This is a genomic window from Bradyrhizobium pachyrhizi, from assembly GCF_029714545.1.
In the GTDB taxonomy this organism is placed as follows: Bacteria; Pseudomonadota; Alphaproteobacteria; order Rhizobiales; family Xanthobacteraceae; genus Bradyrhizobium; species Bradyrhizobium pachyrhizi.
In genome coordinates this window covers 5,027,806-5,043,277 of sequence record NZ_CP121667.1, presented here as the reverse complement: position 1 = coordinate 5,043,277, position 15,472 = coordinate 5,027,806, and the positions used below count along the sequence as shown (strand labels likewise).

The 15,472-nt window shown below is 65.9% G+C and carries 13 protein-coding genes and 1 pseudogene; 6 read left to right on the top strand and 8 right to left on the bottom strand.

What is annotated here, in order from left to right:
* Positions 1-80 precede the first annotated feature (80 nt).
* Both QA639_RS23675 and QA639_RS23670 read left to right on the top strand, forming a co-directional pair.
* On the top strand, positions 81-992 hold the full coding sequence (locus QA639_RS23675) for an amino acid ABC transporter substrate-binding protein (protein ID WP_283087504.1): 912 nt from the start codon (positions 81-83) through the stop codon (positions 990-992).
* Positions 993-1,402: 410 nt separating this feature from the next.
* Positions 1,403-1,552: a hypothetical protein gene (locus QA639_RS23670; RefSeq protein ID WP_018271828.1), complete on the top strand. Its 150-nt coding sequence runs from the start codon at positions 1,403-1,405 to the stop codon at positions 1,550-1,552.
* 110 nt (positions 1,553-1,662) lie between these two features.
* Here the strand turns inward: QA639_RS23670 and QA639_RS23665 are convergent.
* Positions 1,663-1,848 (bottom strand): annotated as a pseudogene (locus tag QA639_RS23665) (hypothetical protein); the annotation flags it as partial.
* A gap of 467 nt (positions 1,849-2,315) precedes the next feature.
* Here QA639_RS23665 and QA639_RS23660 point away from each other — a divergent pair.
* Both QA639_RS23660 and QA639_RS23655 read left to right on the top strand, forming a co-directional pair.
* A complete protein-coding gene (locus QA639_RS23660; protein ID WP_244978396.1) occupies positions 2,316-3,509 on the top strand; it encodes an NADH:flavin oxidoreductase/NADH oxidase in 1,194 nt (397 codons plus the stop codon).
* A 153-nt stretch (positions 3,510-3,662) separates the two neighbouring features.
* Positions 3,663-5,021, top strand: a complete 1,359-nt coding sequence (locus QA639_RS23655) for a S41 family peptidase (protein ID WP_050384517.1) — start codon at positions 3,663-3,665, stop codon at positions 5,019-5,021.
* Positions 5,022-5,316: 295 nt separating this feature from the next.
* Here QA639_RS23655 and QA639_RS23650 read toward each other — a convergent pair whose 3' ends face one another.
* The 5 genes from QA639_RS23650 to QA639_RS23630 form a co-directional block, all read right to left on the bottom strand.
* Entirely contained in the window at positions 5,317-8,049 is a 2,733-nt protein-coding gene (locus QA639_RS23650; RefSeq protein ID WP_157341175.1) for a bifunctional diguanylate cyclase/phosphodiesterase, read from the bottom strand.
* A 157-nt stretch (positions 8,050-8,206) separates the two neighbouring features.
* On the bottom strand, positions 8,207-8,734 hold the full coding sequence (gene moaC / locus QA639_RS23645) for a cyclic pyranopterin monophosphate synthase MoaC (protein WP_157341177.1): 528 nt from the start codon (positions 8,732-8,734) through the stop codon (positions 8,207-8,209).
* A 4-nt stretch (positions 8,735-8,738) separates the two neighbouring features.
* On the bottom strand, positions 8,739-9,560 hold the full coding sequence (gene trpC, locus QA639_RS23640) for an indole-3-glycerol phosphate synthase TrpC (protein ID WP_157341179.1): 822 nt from the start codon (positions 9,558-9,560) through the stop codon (positions 8,739-8,741).
* Positions 9,561-9,575: 15 nt separating this feature from the next.
* The gene (gene trpD / locus QA639_RS23635) at positions 9,576-10,589 is read right to left on the bottom strand and encodes an anthranilate phosphoribosyltransferase (protein ID WP_028334043.1); all 1,014 of its coding nucleotides are present in this window, start codon (positions 10,587-10,589) and stop codon (positions 9,576-9,578) included.
* A gap of 70 nt (positions 10,590-10,659) precedes the next feature.
* A complete protein-coding gene (locus QA639_RS23630) occupies positions 10,660-12,561 on the bottom strand; it encodes a peptidylprolyl isomerase (protein ID WP_198400080.1) in 1,902 nt (633 codons plus the stop codon).
* Between the two features lie 241 nt (positions 12,562-12,802).
* Here QA639_RS23630 and tpiA point away from each other — a divergent pair, with 241 nt between their 5' ends.
* Positions 12,803-13,555, top strand: coding sequence for a triose-phosphate isomerase (gene tpiA / locus QA639_RS23625; protein ID WP_157341183.1), 753 nt, complete (start codon positions 12,803-12,805; stop codon positions 13,553-13,555).
* A gap of 112 nt (positions 13,556-13,667) precedes the next feature.
* On the opposite strand, the gene QA639_RS23620 is transcribed toward tpiA, so the two are convergent.
* Complete coding sequence (locus tag QA639_RS23620) at positions 13,668-14,198, bottom strand: GNAT family N-acetyltransferase (RefSeq protein WP_157341186.1); 531 nt, start codon at positions 14,196-14,198, stop codon at positions 13,668-13,670.
* A 3-nt stretch (positions 14,199-14,201) separates the two neighbouring features.
* Positions 14,202-14,768, bottom strand: a complete 567-nt coding sequence (locus tag QA639_RS23615) for a helix-turn-helix domain-containing protein (protein WP_157341188.1) — start codon at positions 14,766-14,768, stop codon at positions 14,202-14,204.
* Between the two features lie 204 nt (positions 14,769-14,972).
* Between QA639_RS23615 and secG the strand changes: the two genes are divergently transcribed.
* The gene (gene secG / locus QA639_RS23610; protein WP_028334048.1) at positions 14,973-15,362 is read left to right on the top strand and encodes a preprotein translocase subunit SecG; all 390 of its coding nucleotides are present in this window, start codon (positions 14,973-14,975) and stop codon (positions 15,360-15,362) included.
* Positions 15,363-15,472: the final 110 nt, after the last annotated feature.

Genomic DNA, 15,472 nt, shown 5'->3' with positions numbered 1-15,472 from the left:
TAGCTGCTTCACACCGTCATCTGGCTCCGGGCTCATGCGTGCGCTATCACCGCCGCCTGATCACCCCACAGGAGCCGCCGATGCGTTTGCCCGCCATCTTCTTCGCCCTCACGCTCGCCGCAAGCCCCGCGGCGGCCGAGGAGCTGTCGGGCACGCTGCAGAAGATCAAGGAGACGAAGAAGGTCACGCTCGGCTTTCAGGAAGCTTCCGTTCCCTTCAGCTATCTCGACGACAATCAGCGGCCGATCGGCTTTGCGCTCGACATCTGCCTGAAGATCGTCGACGCCGTGAAGAAGGAGCTCGGCGTATCCGACATCGCCGTCGATTACCTCCCGGTGACCTCGTCGAACCGCATTCCGCTGATGGTCAACGGCACGATCGACTTGCATTGCTCGGCGACCACCAACAGCGCGGACCGCCAGAAGCAGGTGACCTTCACCAACACGCACTTCCTCAGCGCGACACGATTTGCCGCCAAGAAATCCGCAGGCATCAACACGATCGACGACCTCAAGGGCAAGTCCGTCACCGCCGTTGCGGGTTCGGTAAACCTCACGCAGCTCATCAAGGTCAACACCGAACGCAAGCTCGGCATCAACGTTCTCCCGGCCAAGGACCAAGCCGAGGCGTTCCTGATGCTGGAGACCGATCGCGCCCAGGCCTACGCGCTCGACGATGTCCAGCTTGCGGTTGCGATCGCGCGGTCGAAGCAGCCTTCGCTCTACATGATCAGCGAGGAGGCGTTCTCGAAGGCAGAGCCGTTCGGCATCATGCTGCGCAGGGAGGACACCCCGTTCAAGGCGCTCGCCGACCGCGCCACGGCGGAGCTCTACAAGAGCCCCGAGATCGAGGTCATGTACAGGAAATGGCTGGAAGCGCCGACCCCGCCGAAAGGTATCAATTACAACGTCCCGATGTCGCCGGCGCTGCGCCACGCGTTCGCCAATCCGACCTCGAGCTTCGATCCCGACGTGTACGAGGTCGGCAAGTAGCCGCATTGCGGGCGCGCCCGTGCAAATCGATTGTGGTTCTCGGAAGCCGCTGCGCTCACCCCGCGCAGCAGTCCCCGCGTGCAACTCCAATGATTTACGGCCCCAGCGTGACGGCTGGGGCCGTAGGAGGTGGTGTGTGCCTCTGGGGCAATGAATCAGAGGACAGCCACTGAACCGCACACCGATGACAATGTTCCAACCGGCTGCGGCCGGCCGTGCCATGCTGCCATGCAGACTGAGAAGCTTGCAGACCGCGCCAGGACCGTACCATCATGACGTCGGCCGGCCCGAATCGAATGCGGGCCTGGTGGACGTCCCAGCATTCGGCCTTCGGCCTCAGAGGATGCCGGGGTCACATTTCTGCTTGCAGCTGATTTTTTCGTTATGCCGATTGTTCTGCGGAGCCGACATTGAACCACGACGCATTGGCCAAGCTCACCGTCACCATCATTGTCCTGGTCGCGTTGCTGGTGTGGCGCGTTGCCGACCAGAAGAAATCGATTGAATGCGGGGCAAATTGCCCGACCGATCTCTCCGCGAGCCGGAAGGCCGCACAATAATATCTGAACGACTCGATCGGCGGCCGGTTTCGAACCGGCGCCGATCGGGCCCAGCGAGCTTTGCCGGCGCCATTCCGGTTCACGGCCACCTGGTCAGCATCGCGCGCAGCCTAGCGCTTTGCGGGTGGGCCGCTCTTGTTGCCGGGCTGTCCCTTGATGTTCGACGGATCCTGTTCCTGGACATGCAGGTTCTGCGAGTTCGAACCGACCGTGCCCTGCTTGGCGGGCGGCCCGCTCTTGTTGCCGGGCGCGCCGGCGATCCCGGTTCCGGAACTTTGAGCGCTCGGAGACGTCGTGGCGTTTGGGGAACCGGCGGCCGTGTCGGGGCGCCCCGGAGGCGTTGCGGCCGCGCCGGGCCTGTCCTGATCGCCGACATAGCCGGATTCACCGGAGTTGCGGGTCTTGGCGCCCTTGTCGGCCTCGTTTTGCAGGTTCTGGGCAACCGCGTGTTGCGCCAGTATCGGGCCGGTTGCCATGGCACCGGCGATGAGCAGTGCGATTGTGCGGGTCCTCATGAGTGTCCCTCCTCTGGGTTACCGGGGGACAACACGCTTCGCGATCATCATTTCCTGTGCGCGCGAAAAATCGCCGCGAGGGAACAGGCATCGCGAAGGTGCCGCGGCCCGCTACAGCGCTGCCATGCCGCGATCCGTTTGAGTGGCCGCCCGCGTGCCTCTATCGGCCATCGCGCGGCGCGTATATCGTCCGCGCCAAACACAAGATCGGTCCCGCGCGCTGGGTAACGACGCATAATGAGGAAGCGATGTCCGACATGCTGCTGTTTTCGCCAATGACCATCCGCGGCGTCACGCTGAAGAACCGCATCGTGGTGCCGCCGATGCATCAATATTCCGCCGAGAAGGGCTTTCCGACCTACTGGCATCTGATGAATGCCGGCAAGTTCGCCGCCGGCGGCGCCGGTCTCGTGATCGTCGAATCGACCAAGGTCGAGCGGCGCGGCTGCGGCACGATCGGCGATCTCGGCATCTGGGACGACAAGTTCATCGCGCCGCTGAGTCGCCTGGTTGGCTTCATCAAGCAGCAGAACGCGGTCGCCGGCATCCAGCTCGGTCATTCCGGCCGGAAGGCCCGTGCGAGCCGGCCCTGGGAGGGCGATCGTCCGCTCGAGCGCACCGCCGAGATCGAGGACTGGGATGCCTGGATGCCGGTGGCGCCGAGCGCGATCGCCCATAGCGAGCGCTGGCCGGTGCCGCGCGCGCTGGACACGCACGAGGTAAAGGACCTCGTCGCAGCCTGGGGGCAGGCGGCACGACGCGCCCATGCGGCAGGGTTCGAGGTGCTGGAACTGCACGGCGCCCATGGCTATCTGGTGCACGAATTCCTCTCCGGGCGCTCCAACCAGCGCGGCGACGAATATGGCGGCTCGGAAGCCAACCGGATGCGCTTCCTGATCGAGGTCACCGAGGCGGTGCGGGCGCACTGGCCGGATCACAAGCCGCTGTTCGTGCGGCTGTCGGTCGAGGACAACGCCGGCTGGGGCCCGGAGCAGAGCGCGCGGCTCGCCAGGATCCTGAAAGCGAAGGGCGTCGACGTGATCGACTGCTCATCGGGCGGAATCAGCGAGATGGCGCCGATCCTGGGCAAGGAGATCAAATACAACTATCAGGTGCCGCTCGCGGAATATGTCCGCGCCCATGCCGATATCATGACCATGGCGGTCGGCCTGATCATCCACGGGGACCAGGCCGAACAAATCCTGCGTGATAAACAAGCAGATTTGATCGCGGTCGGCCGGGAAATCCTCAATAACCCGAACTGGCCGATGGACGCCGCGCTCAAGCTCGGCGTCGAGGGGCCGTTCCGCAACGTTCCTCCGCAGTTCGGCTATTGGCTGGGCACGCGGGCCAAGCGCGGATTCGGCACCCAGCCGTCGACCTGGCAGAACGGGTTGCGGGAGACTGGGCCAGAGGCCGACGAAAGGCTGACAGGGGCCTGACAAGAGGCCGATCCGGGCACCGTGACAGGACCGTAATGGTCCGGTGACGGGGCGGCCTTGATCCGACCAAAAAGCCGTTGTGTGGTGCCCCGCGTCGGGGTGGGGCCGAATGTTGCGAAACGTTGCCGGCCGTTAGCGAAGGGATCACGGATAATGCGCAAACATGTTGGCTTCTTGCTCGGGACGGTCGCGGGCGCGTGTCTCACCCTGCTCGTGGCCTCGCCGCAGGGCGCGCATCTCTTCGCCGTCGCCAACGCCGCCGCGCATTCCGACAACAGCAACACCTATTCGCAGCTCAACCTGTTCGGCGAGGTGTTCGAGAAGGTCAAGACCGACTACGTCGAGAAGCCCGAGGACTCCAAGCTCGTCGAGGGTGCGATCAACGGCATGATCTCCTCGCTCGATCCGCACTCCCGCTACATGAACGAGAAGGGCTGGGCGGAGATGCAGGAGACCACGCATGGCGAGTTCGGCGGGCTCGGCATCGAGGTCACCATGGAGGACGGCTTCGTCAAGGTGGTGGCGCCGATCGACGACACGCCGGCCTCCCGCGCCGGCATCATGTCGGGCGACGTGATCACCTCGATCGACGATGACCAGATCCAGGGCATGACGCTCGACCAGGCCGTCAACAAGATGAAGGGCGCGCCCAACAGCTCGATCCGGCTGAAGATCATCCGCAAGGACGCCGACAAGCCGATCGAGGTCTCGATTACGCGCGAGATCATCCGCGTCCGTCCGGTGAAGTATCACGTCGAGGGCAGCGACATCGGCTATATCAGGATCAGCTCGTTCAACGAGCAGACCACCGAAGGGCTGCGCAAGGCGATCGGCGATATCCAGAAGCAGGTCCCGCAGGACAAGCTCACCGGCTACGTCGTCGACCTCCGCAACAATCCCGGCGGCCTGCTCGACCAGGCGGTCTCGGTGACCTCGACCCTGATGCAGCGCGGCGAGGTGGTCTCGACCCGCGGCCGCAATCCCGAGGAAACCCAGCGCTTCACCGCGCATGGCGGCGACATGACCAAGGGCAAGCCGCTCGTCGTCTTGATCAACGGCGGCTCGGCCTCGGCCTCCGAGATCGTCGCCGGCGCGCTGCACGACCACAAGCGCGCAACCCTGATCGGCACCCGCTCGTTCGGCAAGGGTTCGGTGCAGACCATCATTCCGCTCGGCACCGGCAATGGCGCGCTGGCGCTGACCACGGCGCGCTATTTCACCCCGTCGGGCCATTCGATCCAGGCACTCGGCATCAAGCCCGACATCGAGGTGCTGCAGGATGTGCCGGACGAGTTCAAGACCCGGTCGGAGATCAAGGGCGAGGCCTCGATGCGCGGCCATCTCGCGGCCGAGGGCGCCGAGCAGACCGGCTCGCAGTCCTATGTCCCGCCGGACGAGAAGAACGACAAGGCGCTAGCCGCGGCGTTCAACCAGCTGCGCGGCGTCACCGTCAACGCCGACGCCAAGAATGCCGACACCAAGGCCGCGCAGAAGCGGCCGGTGCCGAACTAGAACCCGACACATGTAGCCCGGATGGAGCGAAGCGAAATCCGGGAGCTGTCTGCGCGTTTGCAAGGTCCCCGGATTCGCGGGGCCTGTGATCGGGCGCGCGTTTGCGCGACCTGTTGGCTCCATCCGGGCGCCGTCGCAGGCGCGTGCTGCCAAAATATCGAAAACAACCCCATGCAAAGTAGCCGGTGGCAGGCGGTCGACCAGGCAATTTGACACGTCGGGCAATTTCAGGGTATTCTTCCAATATTCCGAAATTGTGCAGACGCCCCCTCGGGCTCGCGACTTCCGAGCGGCCTTAAGCCGCGCCGGCGACGGGTTTGCGCCGGCGCGTCGTGCTCGCGCCCGCAACGGGGCCGCGGCGGTGCCCGGCCAGCAGCTCGCGGATCTGGGCGGCGGGCTTTGGCGGGCTGAACAGATAGCCCTGCATTTCCGAGCAGCCGAGCTCGCGCAGCAATTGCTGCTGCTGCGCGGTTTCGACGCCTTCCGCCGTCGTCGTCATGCTGCGCTCGGCGGCGATGTTGACGACGGCCTCGACGATGCCGGCCGAGCCTTGCGGATCGGCGATGTCGGTGACGAAGCAGCGGTCGATCTTGATCTTGTCGAACGGGAATCGTTTCAGGTAGCTCAGCGACGAATAGCCGGTGCCGAAATCATCAAGCGCGATCCTGATGCCGATGGCGCGCAGCTGGTGCAGCGCGGCCAGCGCCGTCTCGTCGTCGCGGATCAGCACCGCCTCGGTGATCTCGAGCTCGAGCCGGCTCGCTGACAGCCCCGACGATGCAAGCGCCGCGATCACCTTGAGCGCCAGCGTGCCGCTGCGGAACTGCACCGGCGAGACGTTGACGGCGAGCCTGACGTAGTCGGGCCAGTTCACGGCTTCCTTGCAGGCCGTCATCAGCACCCATTCGCCGAGCTGGTTGATCAGGCCGGTCTCTTCGGCAATCGGCACGAATTCGGCCGGCGAGATCATGCCGCGCTGTGGATGGCGCCAGCGCACCAGCGCCTCGCAGCCGGTGATCTCGTTGCTGCGCAGGTCGACGCAGGGCTGGTAATGCACTTCGAGCCCGCTGCCCGCGGCGATCGTCTGCCGCAACTCCATCTCGAGCTCGCGGCGGGCGCGGGCGTCGGCATCCATCGCCGGCTCGAAGAAGCGGAAGACGCGCCGGCCGGCCGACTTCGCCGCGTACATCGCAAGATCGGCATTCTTCATGATCTGGTCGAGATCGGTGCCGTCCTTCGGCGCCAGCGCGATGCCGATGCTGGCGTCGGTCGTGACCTGGTGGCCGAGGCACTGATAGGGCGCGCGGATCACCTCGTAGATGCGCGCGACGAGGTCGGCGACCTCGGCCTCGCTCTTCACTCCGGTCTGCACGATCGCGAACTCGTCGCCGCCGAGGCGGGCGACGAAATCGCCTTCGCCGATCACGCCGCTCAGCGTCCGCGCCACGGACTTGAGAAGCTCGTCGCCGACCATGTGGCCGAGCGAGTCGTTGACGCCCTTGAATTCGTCGATGTCGATATAGAGCACCGCAAGCTGGCTGTCGGGCGTGACATGCGGCAGCTCGCGCCTGATCTCCTCGTGGAACAGCGCGCGATTCGGCAGGTCGGTGAGAGCATCGTAGTGGGCGAGATGCGTGATGCGCTCCTCGGCGCGGCGGCGCTCGGTAACGTCCTCGTGGGTCGCAAGCCAGCCGCCGTCGGCCAGCGGCTCGTTGACGACCTGGATCGAGCGCCCGTCGGGCGTCGTGATCACCATGGTGTTGCGGATGCCGACGTCGCGCAGCACGAGATTGACGTAGCGCTCGACGTCGCCCTGGAACGAGCCGGTTCGGTGACGATGCACGATGACGTCGCGGAAGCTGCAGCCGGGCTTGATGATGTCGGCCGACAACCCGTACATCTCGATATAGCGCCTGTTGCAGATCACCAGGCACTGCGCGGCATCGAACAGCAACAGGCCCTGCGTCATGTTGTTGACGGCGGTGTCGAGCCGCAGCTTCTCCAGCGTCAGGCGCTGCTGCTGGGCGCGATGCTGCTGCACCAGCTTGCGCACCACCAGCGTCAGCAGGATCGCGATCGCCAGCACCGAGATGCTGGTCACCGCGATCAGGATGCCGATCTGCTCGCGCCAGTTGGCGAGCGCCGCCTCCGTGGTGCTCGTCGCGACGACGACGATCGGGAATTTGGTCAGTGCCCGCGACGACACCAGACGGTCCTTGCCGTCGACCGGGCTGGCGAGCCGCGTCGTGCTCTGCGGCAGCTCGAACACCTGCTGCTGATTGACCGGACCGTTGCGGAAATTCCTCCCGATCAGCTCCTCGACATGGGGATAGCGCGCCAGCAGCGTGCCATCGCGATGATGCATCGAGATCGCGGCGCCGTCGCCGAGCGCCACCGTGGAGAAGAACTTCTCGAAGGCCGCCGGCTCGATGCCGCGGCCGACCACGCCGAGGAATTCGCCGTGCGGACCGGTGACCTTGCGGACGATGACGGTGGTCCAGTTTCCAGTGATGCGGCTGACCACCGGCGCGACCTGCATGTCAGGCGAATAGGGGCTCGACTTGAAGATCTGGAAGTAGGGGCGGTCGGCAATGCTGGCCTGCGGCAGCGGCCAGGCGCCCGAGCTGTTGATCAGAACGCCATCGGCGTCGAACACGTTGAGGCTGCCGACATTGGACAGCGCGTCCATCTTGGATTTGAGCATCGCGTGGATGTCGGCGGCCGACATCCGGCGCTTGTAATTTTCCGGCGTCGCGATTGCATTGTCGCGCATGAACGCGATCAGGTCGCGCTGGACGACCTCGAGATCGTCGAGCTGCTGGTCGAAATGCCGCGCCAGCAGTAGCACGGTGTTCTCGAGCTCTCGCTCGCTGTTGTGCAGCGCGCGATCGCGGAAATTCTCCGCCATCAGCGTGGCGCCGATCGCGATCGCGGCCATCAGCACGGCGCCGCCGAGGATCAGCCAGCGGATCGGGCCGCTGCCGATCACCGATTTGACGTTGAACGAGGCGCTGCCGTTTGGATTCATGTGCCGCAATCGCTTCCAGGTGCTTCACCCGGAAGTAGTTTTCGTGCACCCCCGGCCCGCGGAAGTCGTACCCAATCGAAATGGAGCGCGGGTTAGCGAGATTGGTTAACGAAGCCTTGCGAAGATTCGCGACAGGCCGTCGCTTGCGCACCGGCGATCAAGCGCTGGCGCGATAGTGCCCGGACTTGCCGCCGATCTTCTCGACGAGGTGGATGCCCTCGATGCGGATGCCGCGATCGACCGCCTTGACCATGTCGTAGATCGTCAGGCAAGCGACCGAGACCGCGGTCAGCGCCTCCATTTCGACGCCGGTCGGCCCTGTCACCTTGACGCTGGCGCGGACGGTGCAGCCGGGCAGCTTGCGGTCGGGTGTGATGTCGATCGTGACCTTGGTCAGCGCCAGTGGATGGCAGAGCGGGATCAATTCCGACGTCCGCTTCGCCGCCATGATGCCGGCGATGCGCGCCGTCGCCAGCACGTCGCCCTTCTTGGCCTGGCCGGTCTCGATCAGCGCAAGCGTCGCCTTGCTCATCACGACGCGGCCTTCGGCGACCGCGGTCCGCTCGGTCGCGGGCTTGGCCGAGACGTCGACCATCCGCGCCTCGCCCTTGGCGTCGATATGGGTGAGGGCGGTGCCGGAGCCGGACGGCTCGGCCTTGGTCTTGCCCTTGCTGTTCCGCGCCATTGCGTCAGCGCGTTGCGGTGGCGCGCGAGGCGGCCTGCCGCGTCAGCAAGGCGCGGGTGGCCGCGGTGACGTCCTGCTGGCGCATCAGGCTTTCACCGACCAGGAAGGTCGACATCCCGACCCGTTCGAGGCGGGCGAGGTCGTCCGGCGTGAAGATGCCGCTCTCGCCGACCATCAGGCGGTCGGGCGGGATCCGCGGCGCCAGCGCCTCGCTGGTCGCGAGCGTGGTCTCGAAGGTGCGCAGATTGCGGTTGTTGACGCCGATCATCGGCGAGCGAAGTTTCAAGGCACGGTCAAGCTCGGCGCGGTCATGGATCTCGACCAGCACGTCCATGCCGTAGCCGAGCGCGGCGTCCTCGATCTCCCCGGCCGCCGCGTCGTCGAGCGCGGCCATGATGATCAGGATGCAGTCGGCGCCGTGGGCGCGCGCTTCCGCCACCTGGTAGGTGTCGAACATGAAATCCTTGCGCAGCACCGGCAGGCTGGTCGCCGCGCGGGCCGCGACCATGAAGTCGAGATGGCCCTGGAACGAGGGCGCGTCGGTCAGCACCGACAGGCACGCCGCGCCGCCGGCCTCATAGGCTTTCGCGAGCACGGGCGGATCGAAATCGGCCCGGATCAAGCCCTTCGAGGGCGAAGCCTTCTTCACTTCCGCGATCAGCGCGTAGTCGCCGCGCGCATGCTTGTCCTTGAGGGCGCGGACGAAGCCGCGCGGGGCCGAGGCCGATTTCGCCTGCGTCTCGACCTCGGCGAGCGGATGGGCGCGCTTCGCGGCTGATATCTCCTCGCGCTTGTAGGCCTCGATCTTGGTCAGGATGTCGGACATCGCTTAACGCCTTGCTTAACCGTTCGAAACCGCGACCAGATGCTTCAGCCGCGCGGCGGCAGCGCCGCTGTCGAGCGACTGTGCGCCGATCGCGACGCCTTCCTTGAGGTCCTTGGCGCGGCCGGCCACGATCAGCGCGGCGGCGGCGTTGAGCAGGGCGACGTCGCGATAGGCGCTCGGCTTGCCCTGCAGCACGCTGGAGAGCGCGATCGCATTGGCATCTGCGTCACCGCCCTTCAGCGCCTCGCCGCCGACGCGGCCAAGGCCGGCATCCTCGGGCGTCACCTCTGATGTCCTGATCTCGCCGTTCTCGAGCGTCGCAACGAAGGTCGGGCCGGTGAGGGTGATCTCGTCGAGGCCATCGGAGCCGTGCACGACCCAGACCTTGTCCGAGCCGAGGTTCTTCAGCACCTGCGCCAGCGGCTGCACCCATTGCCGCGAGAACACGCCGACCATCTGCCGCTTGACGCCGGCGGGATTCGACAGCGGGCCGAGCAGGTTGAAGATGGTACGGGTGGCGAGCTCGACCCGGGTCGGACCGACATTCTTCATCGCCGGATGATGCGCGGGCGCGAACATGAAGCCGATGCCGGCTTCCTTGACGCAGCGCCCGACTTGTTCGGGCGTCAAATCGAGCTTGACGCCGAGCGAGGCCAGCACGTCGGCGGCGCCCGAGCGCGACGACAATGCGCGGTTGCCGTGCTTCGCCACGGGCACGCCGGCGCCGGCCACGATGAAGGCCGCGCAGGTCGAGACGTTGACCGAGCCGGAGCCGTCGCCTCCGGTGCCGACGATGTCGACGGCCTCCGCCGGCGCCGTGACCGGCAGCATCTTGCCGCGCATCGCGGTGACGGCGCCCGTGATCTCCTCGACGGTCTCGCCGCGCACCCGCAGCGCCATCAACAGGCCGCCCATCTGCGAGGGCGTGGCTTCGCCCGACATCATGCTGTCGAAGGCGGACGCCGCCTCTTCACGCGTCAACGTGGCGCCGGTGGCGACTTTTCCGATGATCGATTTCAGGTCGTCCATTCGCTGGCTCAGGGTCTGTTGTTGGAGCTTGATCGGCGTGCAGCGCGTCGTCGCGATGTCCCGATCATGCTCAATTATTTGCGCCTGTCACCTGTGCGAAGGCTGCCTGGTTGATGGTCACACCGATATCGGACTCGATCTTTGTGACATATTGCGCGACCTGCTCGTCGCTGAGCGACCGCCGCAGCGCCTCGGTGAGCTGCTTGGCCGCATCCGACGCGAAGTCCACCGGCGGCACCGTCACGTTGGTGACGCGGAAGACCACCCACTGGCTGCCGCCGGCGACGGAGGTCTGTCCGTCGCCGTCCTTGGCGGTCCGGAATGCGGCCGCAATCACGCCGGCCGGCACGGCAGGCAGCGAGGCCTCGCGGTTGAAATTCGCGGCGGTTTCGACCTTGACGCCGGCAGCGGCGGCTTCGTCGGCGAGCTTGGCGCCGCTGTCGAGCTTCTGGACGATCTCGGTCGCCTTGGCGCGCAGCTTGGTGGAGATCTGGTCTTCGCGCCACTTGGCCTCGACCTGATCGCGAACCTCGTCGAGGCTGCGCTCGCGCGACGGCGTGACGCCGAGCACGTCGTACCAGACATAGCCGCCGTTGAACTGGATCGGGTCGTTGTCGACGCCGACGTCGCTGCTGAAGGCCTGCGACACCACGTCGAGGCCGCGCGGGATGTTGGTCGCGACCTGGCCGTTCGGCAGCCGCCCGGAGCGATCGACCGCGTCGATGGTGACGGGCGTCAGCTTCAGCTTCTGTGCGGCTTCGACGACGCTGGCGCCGCCGCCGCGCTCGTCTTCCATCTTGTCGCGCAGGTCGGCGACCTTGGTGCGGGCGCGCTCGGAGGCGATCTCGTTCTTCACCTGCTGGGCGAGGCTCTCATAGCTCGGGGTCGCGCCGGGCTCGACCTTGCCGACCTTGACCAGCGCGACGCCGAAGCGGCCCTGCACCGGCTGGCTGACTTCGCCGGCGGGCAGGGAGAAGGCGGCATCGGCGACTGCCGGATCGAGGATCGCCGACTTCGCGACCAGGCCGAGATTGACGTCGGCCAGATTGAGGTTGCGCTCCTTGGCGATGTCGTCGAACGACGTGCCCGACGCGATCCGCCCGCGTGCGGCCTGCGCCTCGCCGGCGTCCGGAAACACGATCTGCGAGACCTCGCGCTTCTCCGGCGTGCTGAGCCGGTCCTTGCGCTCCTCGAAGATCTTCCTGGCGTCCTCGTCCGACACCGTTTCCCACTTGCCGATCTCCTCGGGCGTGATGGCGACGAAGGAGATCTTGCGGTATTCGGGCGCGCGGAACTGGGCCTTGTGGTCCTCGAAATAGGCGGCGAGCGCCTCGGGCGAGGGCGGATCGATGGTGCCGGCCTGCGCGGCGCCGAGCGTGATGTAGTCGATCGAACGCTGCTCGTTCTGGAACCGGGTCAGCGCCTCGACCAGCGATTTCGGCGGCTCGATCCCGGACGAGATGGTGCCGGCGATCTGCCGCCTGAGGCCAACGCGGCGCTGCTCGGCGATGTAGCGGCCTTCGGTATAGCCATAGTTGCGGATCACGGCCTGGAAACGCTGTGGGTCGAACTGGTTGTTGAGGCCCTTGAAGTTCGGATCGTTGTAGATCGCGCGCAGCACCTCGGCGTCGGACACATTGAGGCCCATGCGGCGCGCTTCCTCGTCCATCGCGGCTTCCGCAAGCGTCTGCTGCAGCACCTGGCGGTCGATGCCGAAGGCGCGCGCCTGGTCCGGCGTCAGCGGACGGCCGAACTGGCGGCCTAGCTGCTGCAGGCGGTCGGTATAGATTTGGCGGAACTGCTCGGCCGAAATCTCGGTCCCGCCCACCTTGGCGAAGGTCGACTGGCCAAACCCCTTGAAAATGTCGGCAATGCCCCAAATTCCGAAACTGACGATCAAAACGCCCATCACCACGGCCATAATCGTCTTGCCGAGCCAGTTTGATGAGGCTTTCCGCATTCCTCGAAGCATGGGTCCAACTTGTTTTACAGGAGGGGAACCGGGTCGTGCCCAATGGGGAGCTGAAAGTCGAGGCTTTTGTCCCGCAGCAGGGCGTCACCGGATTGAAAACCCATCATAAAGTGGCCGAAGCGCCCCCGCAACCTTGGCCGCGCGGGTGGAAGCGTCGCACGGTGTGCGCGAAGCCGCGCTCTGGAAGTCGCCGCCCGGCTCTGGTAGCGCAGGGACACGCTTGAACGATGGGAAATCCGACATGACCGACGCCATCCGGCCGCTGATCGCCGGCAACTGGAAAATGAACGGCCTGAAATCCTCTTTTGTCGAGTTCGACGCGATGCTGGCGGGCGCCGGCGATGTCGCCGGAAAGGCCGATCTCCTGGTCTGTCCGCCGGCGACGCTGGTCGGGGCCTTTGCCGACAAGGCGCGCGGCTCGAAGGTCGTGGTCGGCGCCCAGGATTGCCATCCCAAGGCATCGGGTGCCCACACCGGCGATCTCTCGGCGGAGATGTTCAGGGATCTCGGCGCGGTCGCGATCATCGTCGGCCATTCCGAGCGGCGCGCCGACCACGGCGAGACCGACTCCTTGATTCGGCAGAAGGCGGAGGCCGTGTGGCGCGCCGGGCTGACCGCGATCGTCTGCATCGGCGAGACACGCGAGCAGCGCGACGCCGGCAAGACGCTCGATGTCTGCGGCACCCAGCTTGCGGGCTCGCTGCCCGACGGCTCGACCGCGGCCAACCTGGTGGTGGCCTATGAGCCGGTCTGGGCGATCGGCACCGGCCTGACCCCGACGGCCAAGGATGTCGAGGAAGTTCACAGGTTTATCCGAGGTCAGCTGACCGATCGCTTCAAGGACGAGGGAAATAGGATCAGGATCCTCTACGGCGGCTCGGTCAAGCCGTCGAACGCGGCCGAGCTGATGGCCGTGGCCAATGTCAACGGCGCACTGGTCGGGGGCGCTAGCCTGAAGGCGTCGGACTTCCTCGCGATCGCCGCGGGGTGTTAGGCGGTCGGCGTTCTATCCACGTCACTGCGCGCGAAGCGAAGCAATCCATGGCTCCGCATCTGCAGAACTATGGATTGCTTCGTCGCTTCGCTCTTCGCAATGACGGTTCGGGCTAGACCTCCGCCGCGCCGATCCGCTTCCAGTAGATCATCGTCCCGGTGAGGCCGCCATGCGGCTTCAGCGCGTAGTCCGGGATGATGCCGGTGAGCTGAAATCCCAGTCTTTCATAGAGTGGCGCAGCGCCATCCTCTTCGGCGGTGTCGAGCACCAGCAGTGTGCGGCCGTGCGCGATCGCAAGCTGCTCGGCCGCACGCATCAATTCCGTCGCGACGCCGCGATGGCGGTGGGCGACGCGCGTCATCATTTTTGCAATTTCCGCCCGATGCGGCTGGTTCGGCGGCAGTTTGAGCAGCAGCGTCACGGTTCCGATCAGATCACTGCCGGTGAATGCGCCGAGCACGATGCGCTCGCCGCGCGCGGCGGCGCCGAGGGAGTCCTGCCAGAATGCATCGGCGTCATCCGGCGACAGCGGATGCATGAAGCTCACCGAGCCGCCGCCGGCGACGGTCTCGACCAACAGCTCGCTAAGCGCGCTGCGAATTCCAGGCGCATCCACGAGCGGCTTGATGGCAAAGTGCGACATGCATCAGCTCCGGGCCAGGGTGACCACATAGGTGCAGGAGGCGTTGGTCTCGTTGGCGAAGGTCGTTTCCGCCGGCGGTCCGAATCCGAGGCAATCGCCGGCGGCGAGCATGTGGCGTGCGCCGCCTTCGGTGATGACGAGGCTGCCGCTGAGCACCCAGACCAGTTGGCGGATATGCGCGTAGGAGGAGGCGGGCAGGGTCACGGTCTGCTTCGGCGGCAGCTCGACCCGCACCAGCTCGACCGGATGGTCGGGACGGCTGAACACCTGGCGGCGCAGATAGCCGGTTTCCGGATCGCGCCAGACCGGTTGCGCGGCGGCGCGCGACAGCCGTTCGCCCTGGCCTTCGGCGCGCAACATCAGGCCGGCCAGGGTGAGATCGAACGCCGAGGCGAGGCGCACCAGCACGACCGCGGTGGGGCTGACCTCGGCGCGCTCGATCTTGCTGATCGTGGCCTTCGAGACGCCGGCGCGCTCTGCAAGGTCGGCCAGCGACCAGCCCCGGCCATCGCGTTCGAGCCTGATCCGCTGCGCCAGGCGTTGGCTCAGGTCGTCTACCAAAGTATCCATTTGTCTACTATAGTAGAAATCACCAATTCCCGGCAAGGCCTGGCCGGGTCGCGATCGGCGCTGCTTGTGATCGTCGACAGTGCGACTATCTCGGGGGTGACAATGCCCGGTGCAATCGTGTAACAGGGCGCGACTTCACGAAAACCGTAAAGCCGATAGCGCCGTTTGTCTGGCCGCTTGGCGGCTTGTGACGGAAGGCTTGCGATGCAGACTGTCGTTATCATTGTCCACCTCATGATTGTCGCCGTCATGATCGGCGCCGTGCTGTTGCAGAAATCCGAAGGCGGCGGCCTTGGCATGGGTGGCGGCGCCGGCTTCATGTCGAGCCGCGGCACCGCCAATTTGCTGACGCGGACCACGGCGATCCTCGCGGTGGGCTTCTTCATCACCAGCCTGTTCCTGTCCTGGTACGCGGGCTACGACCGCAAGCCGAGCTCGATCGTCGGCACCGGCGCACCGGCGCAGACGCAGCCGGCCGGCGGCACGCCGATGAACGCGCCGACCTCGGGTGGCATCCTCGATTCGCTGAAGAAGGCCGACGAGCAGCAGGGGCAGCAGGCCCCGAGCGGCCCGCAGGCGCCACGGTCGCAATAAAGCAGGGTGGCCATGCAGGATGCCCCGCTGGCATCCTGCATCAGAAACCCCCATCAATGCTTTGAAATCGCTTCCAGTTTGATGCAACCCACAGCCCGGCGAATTGTTTG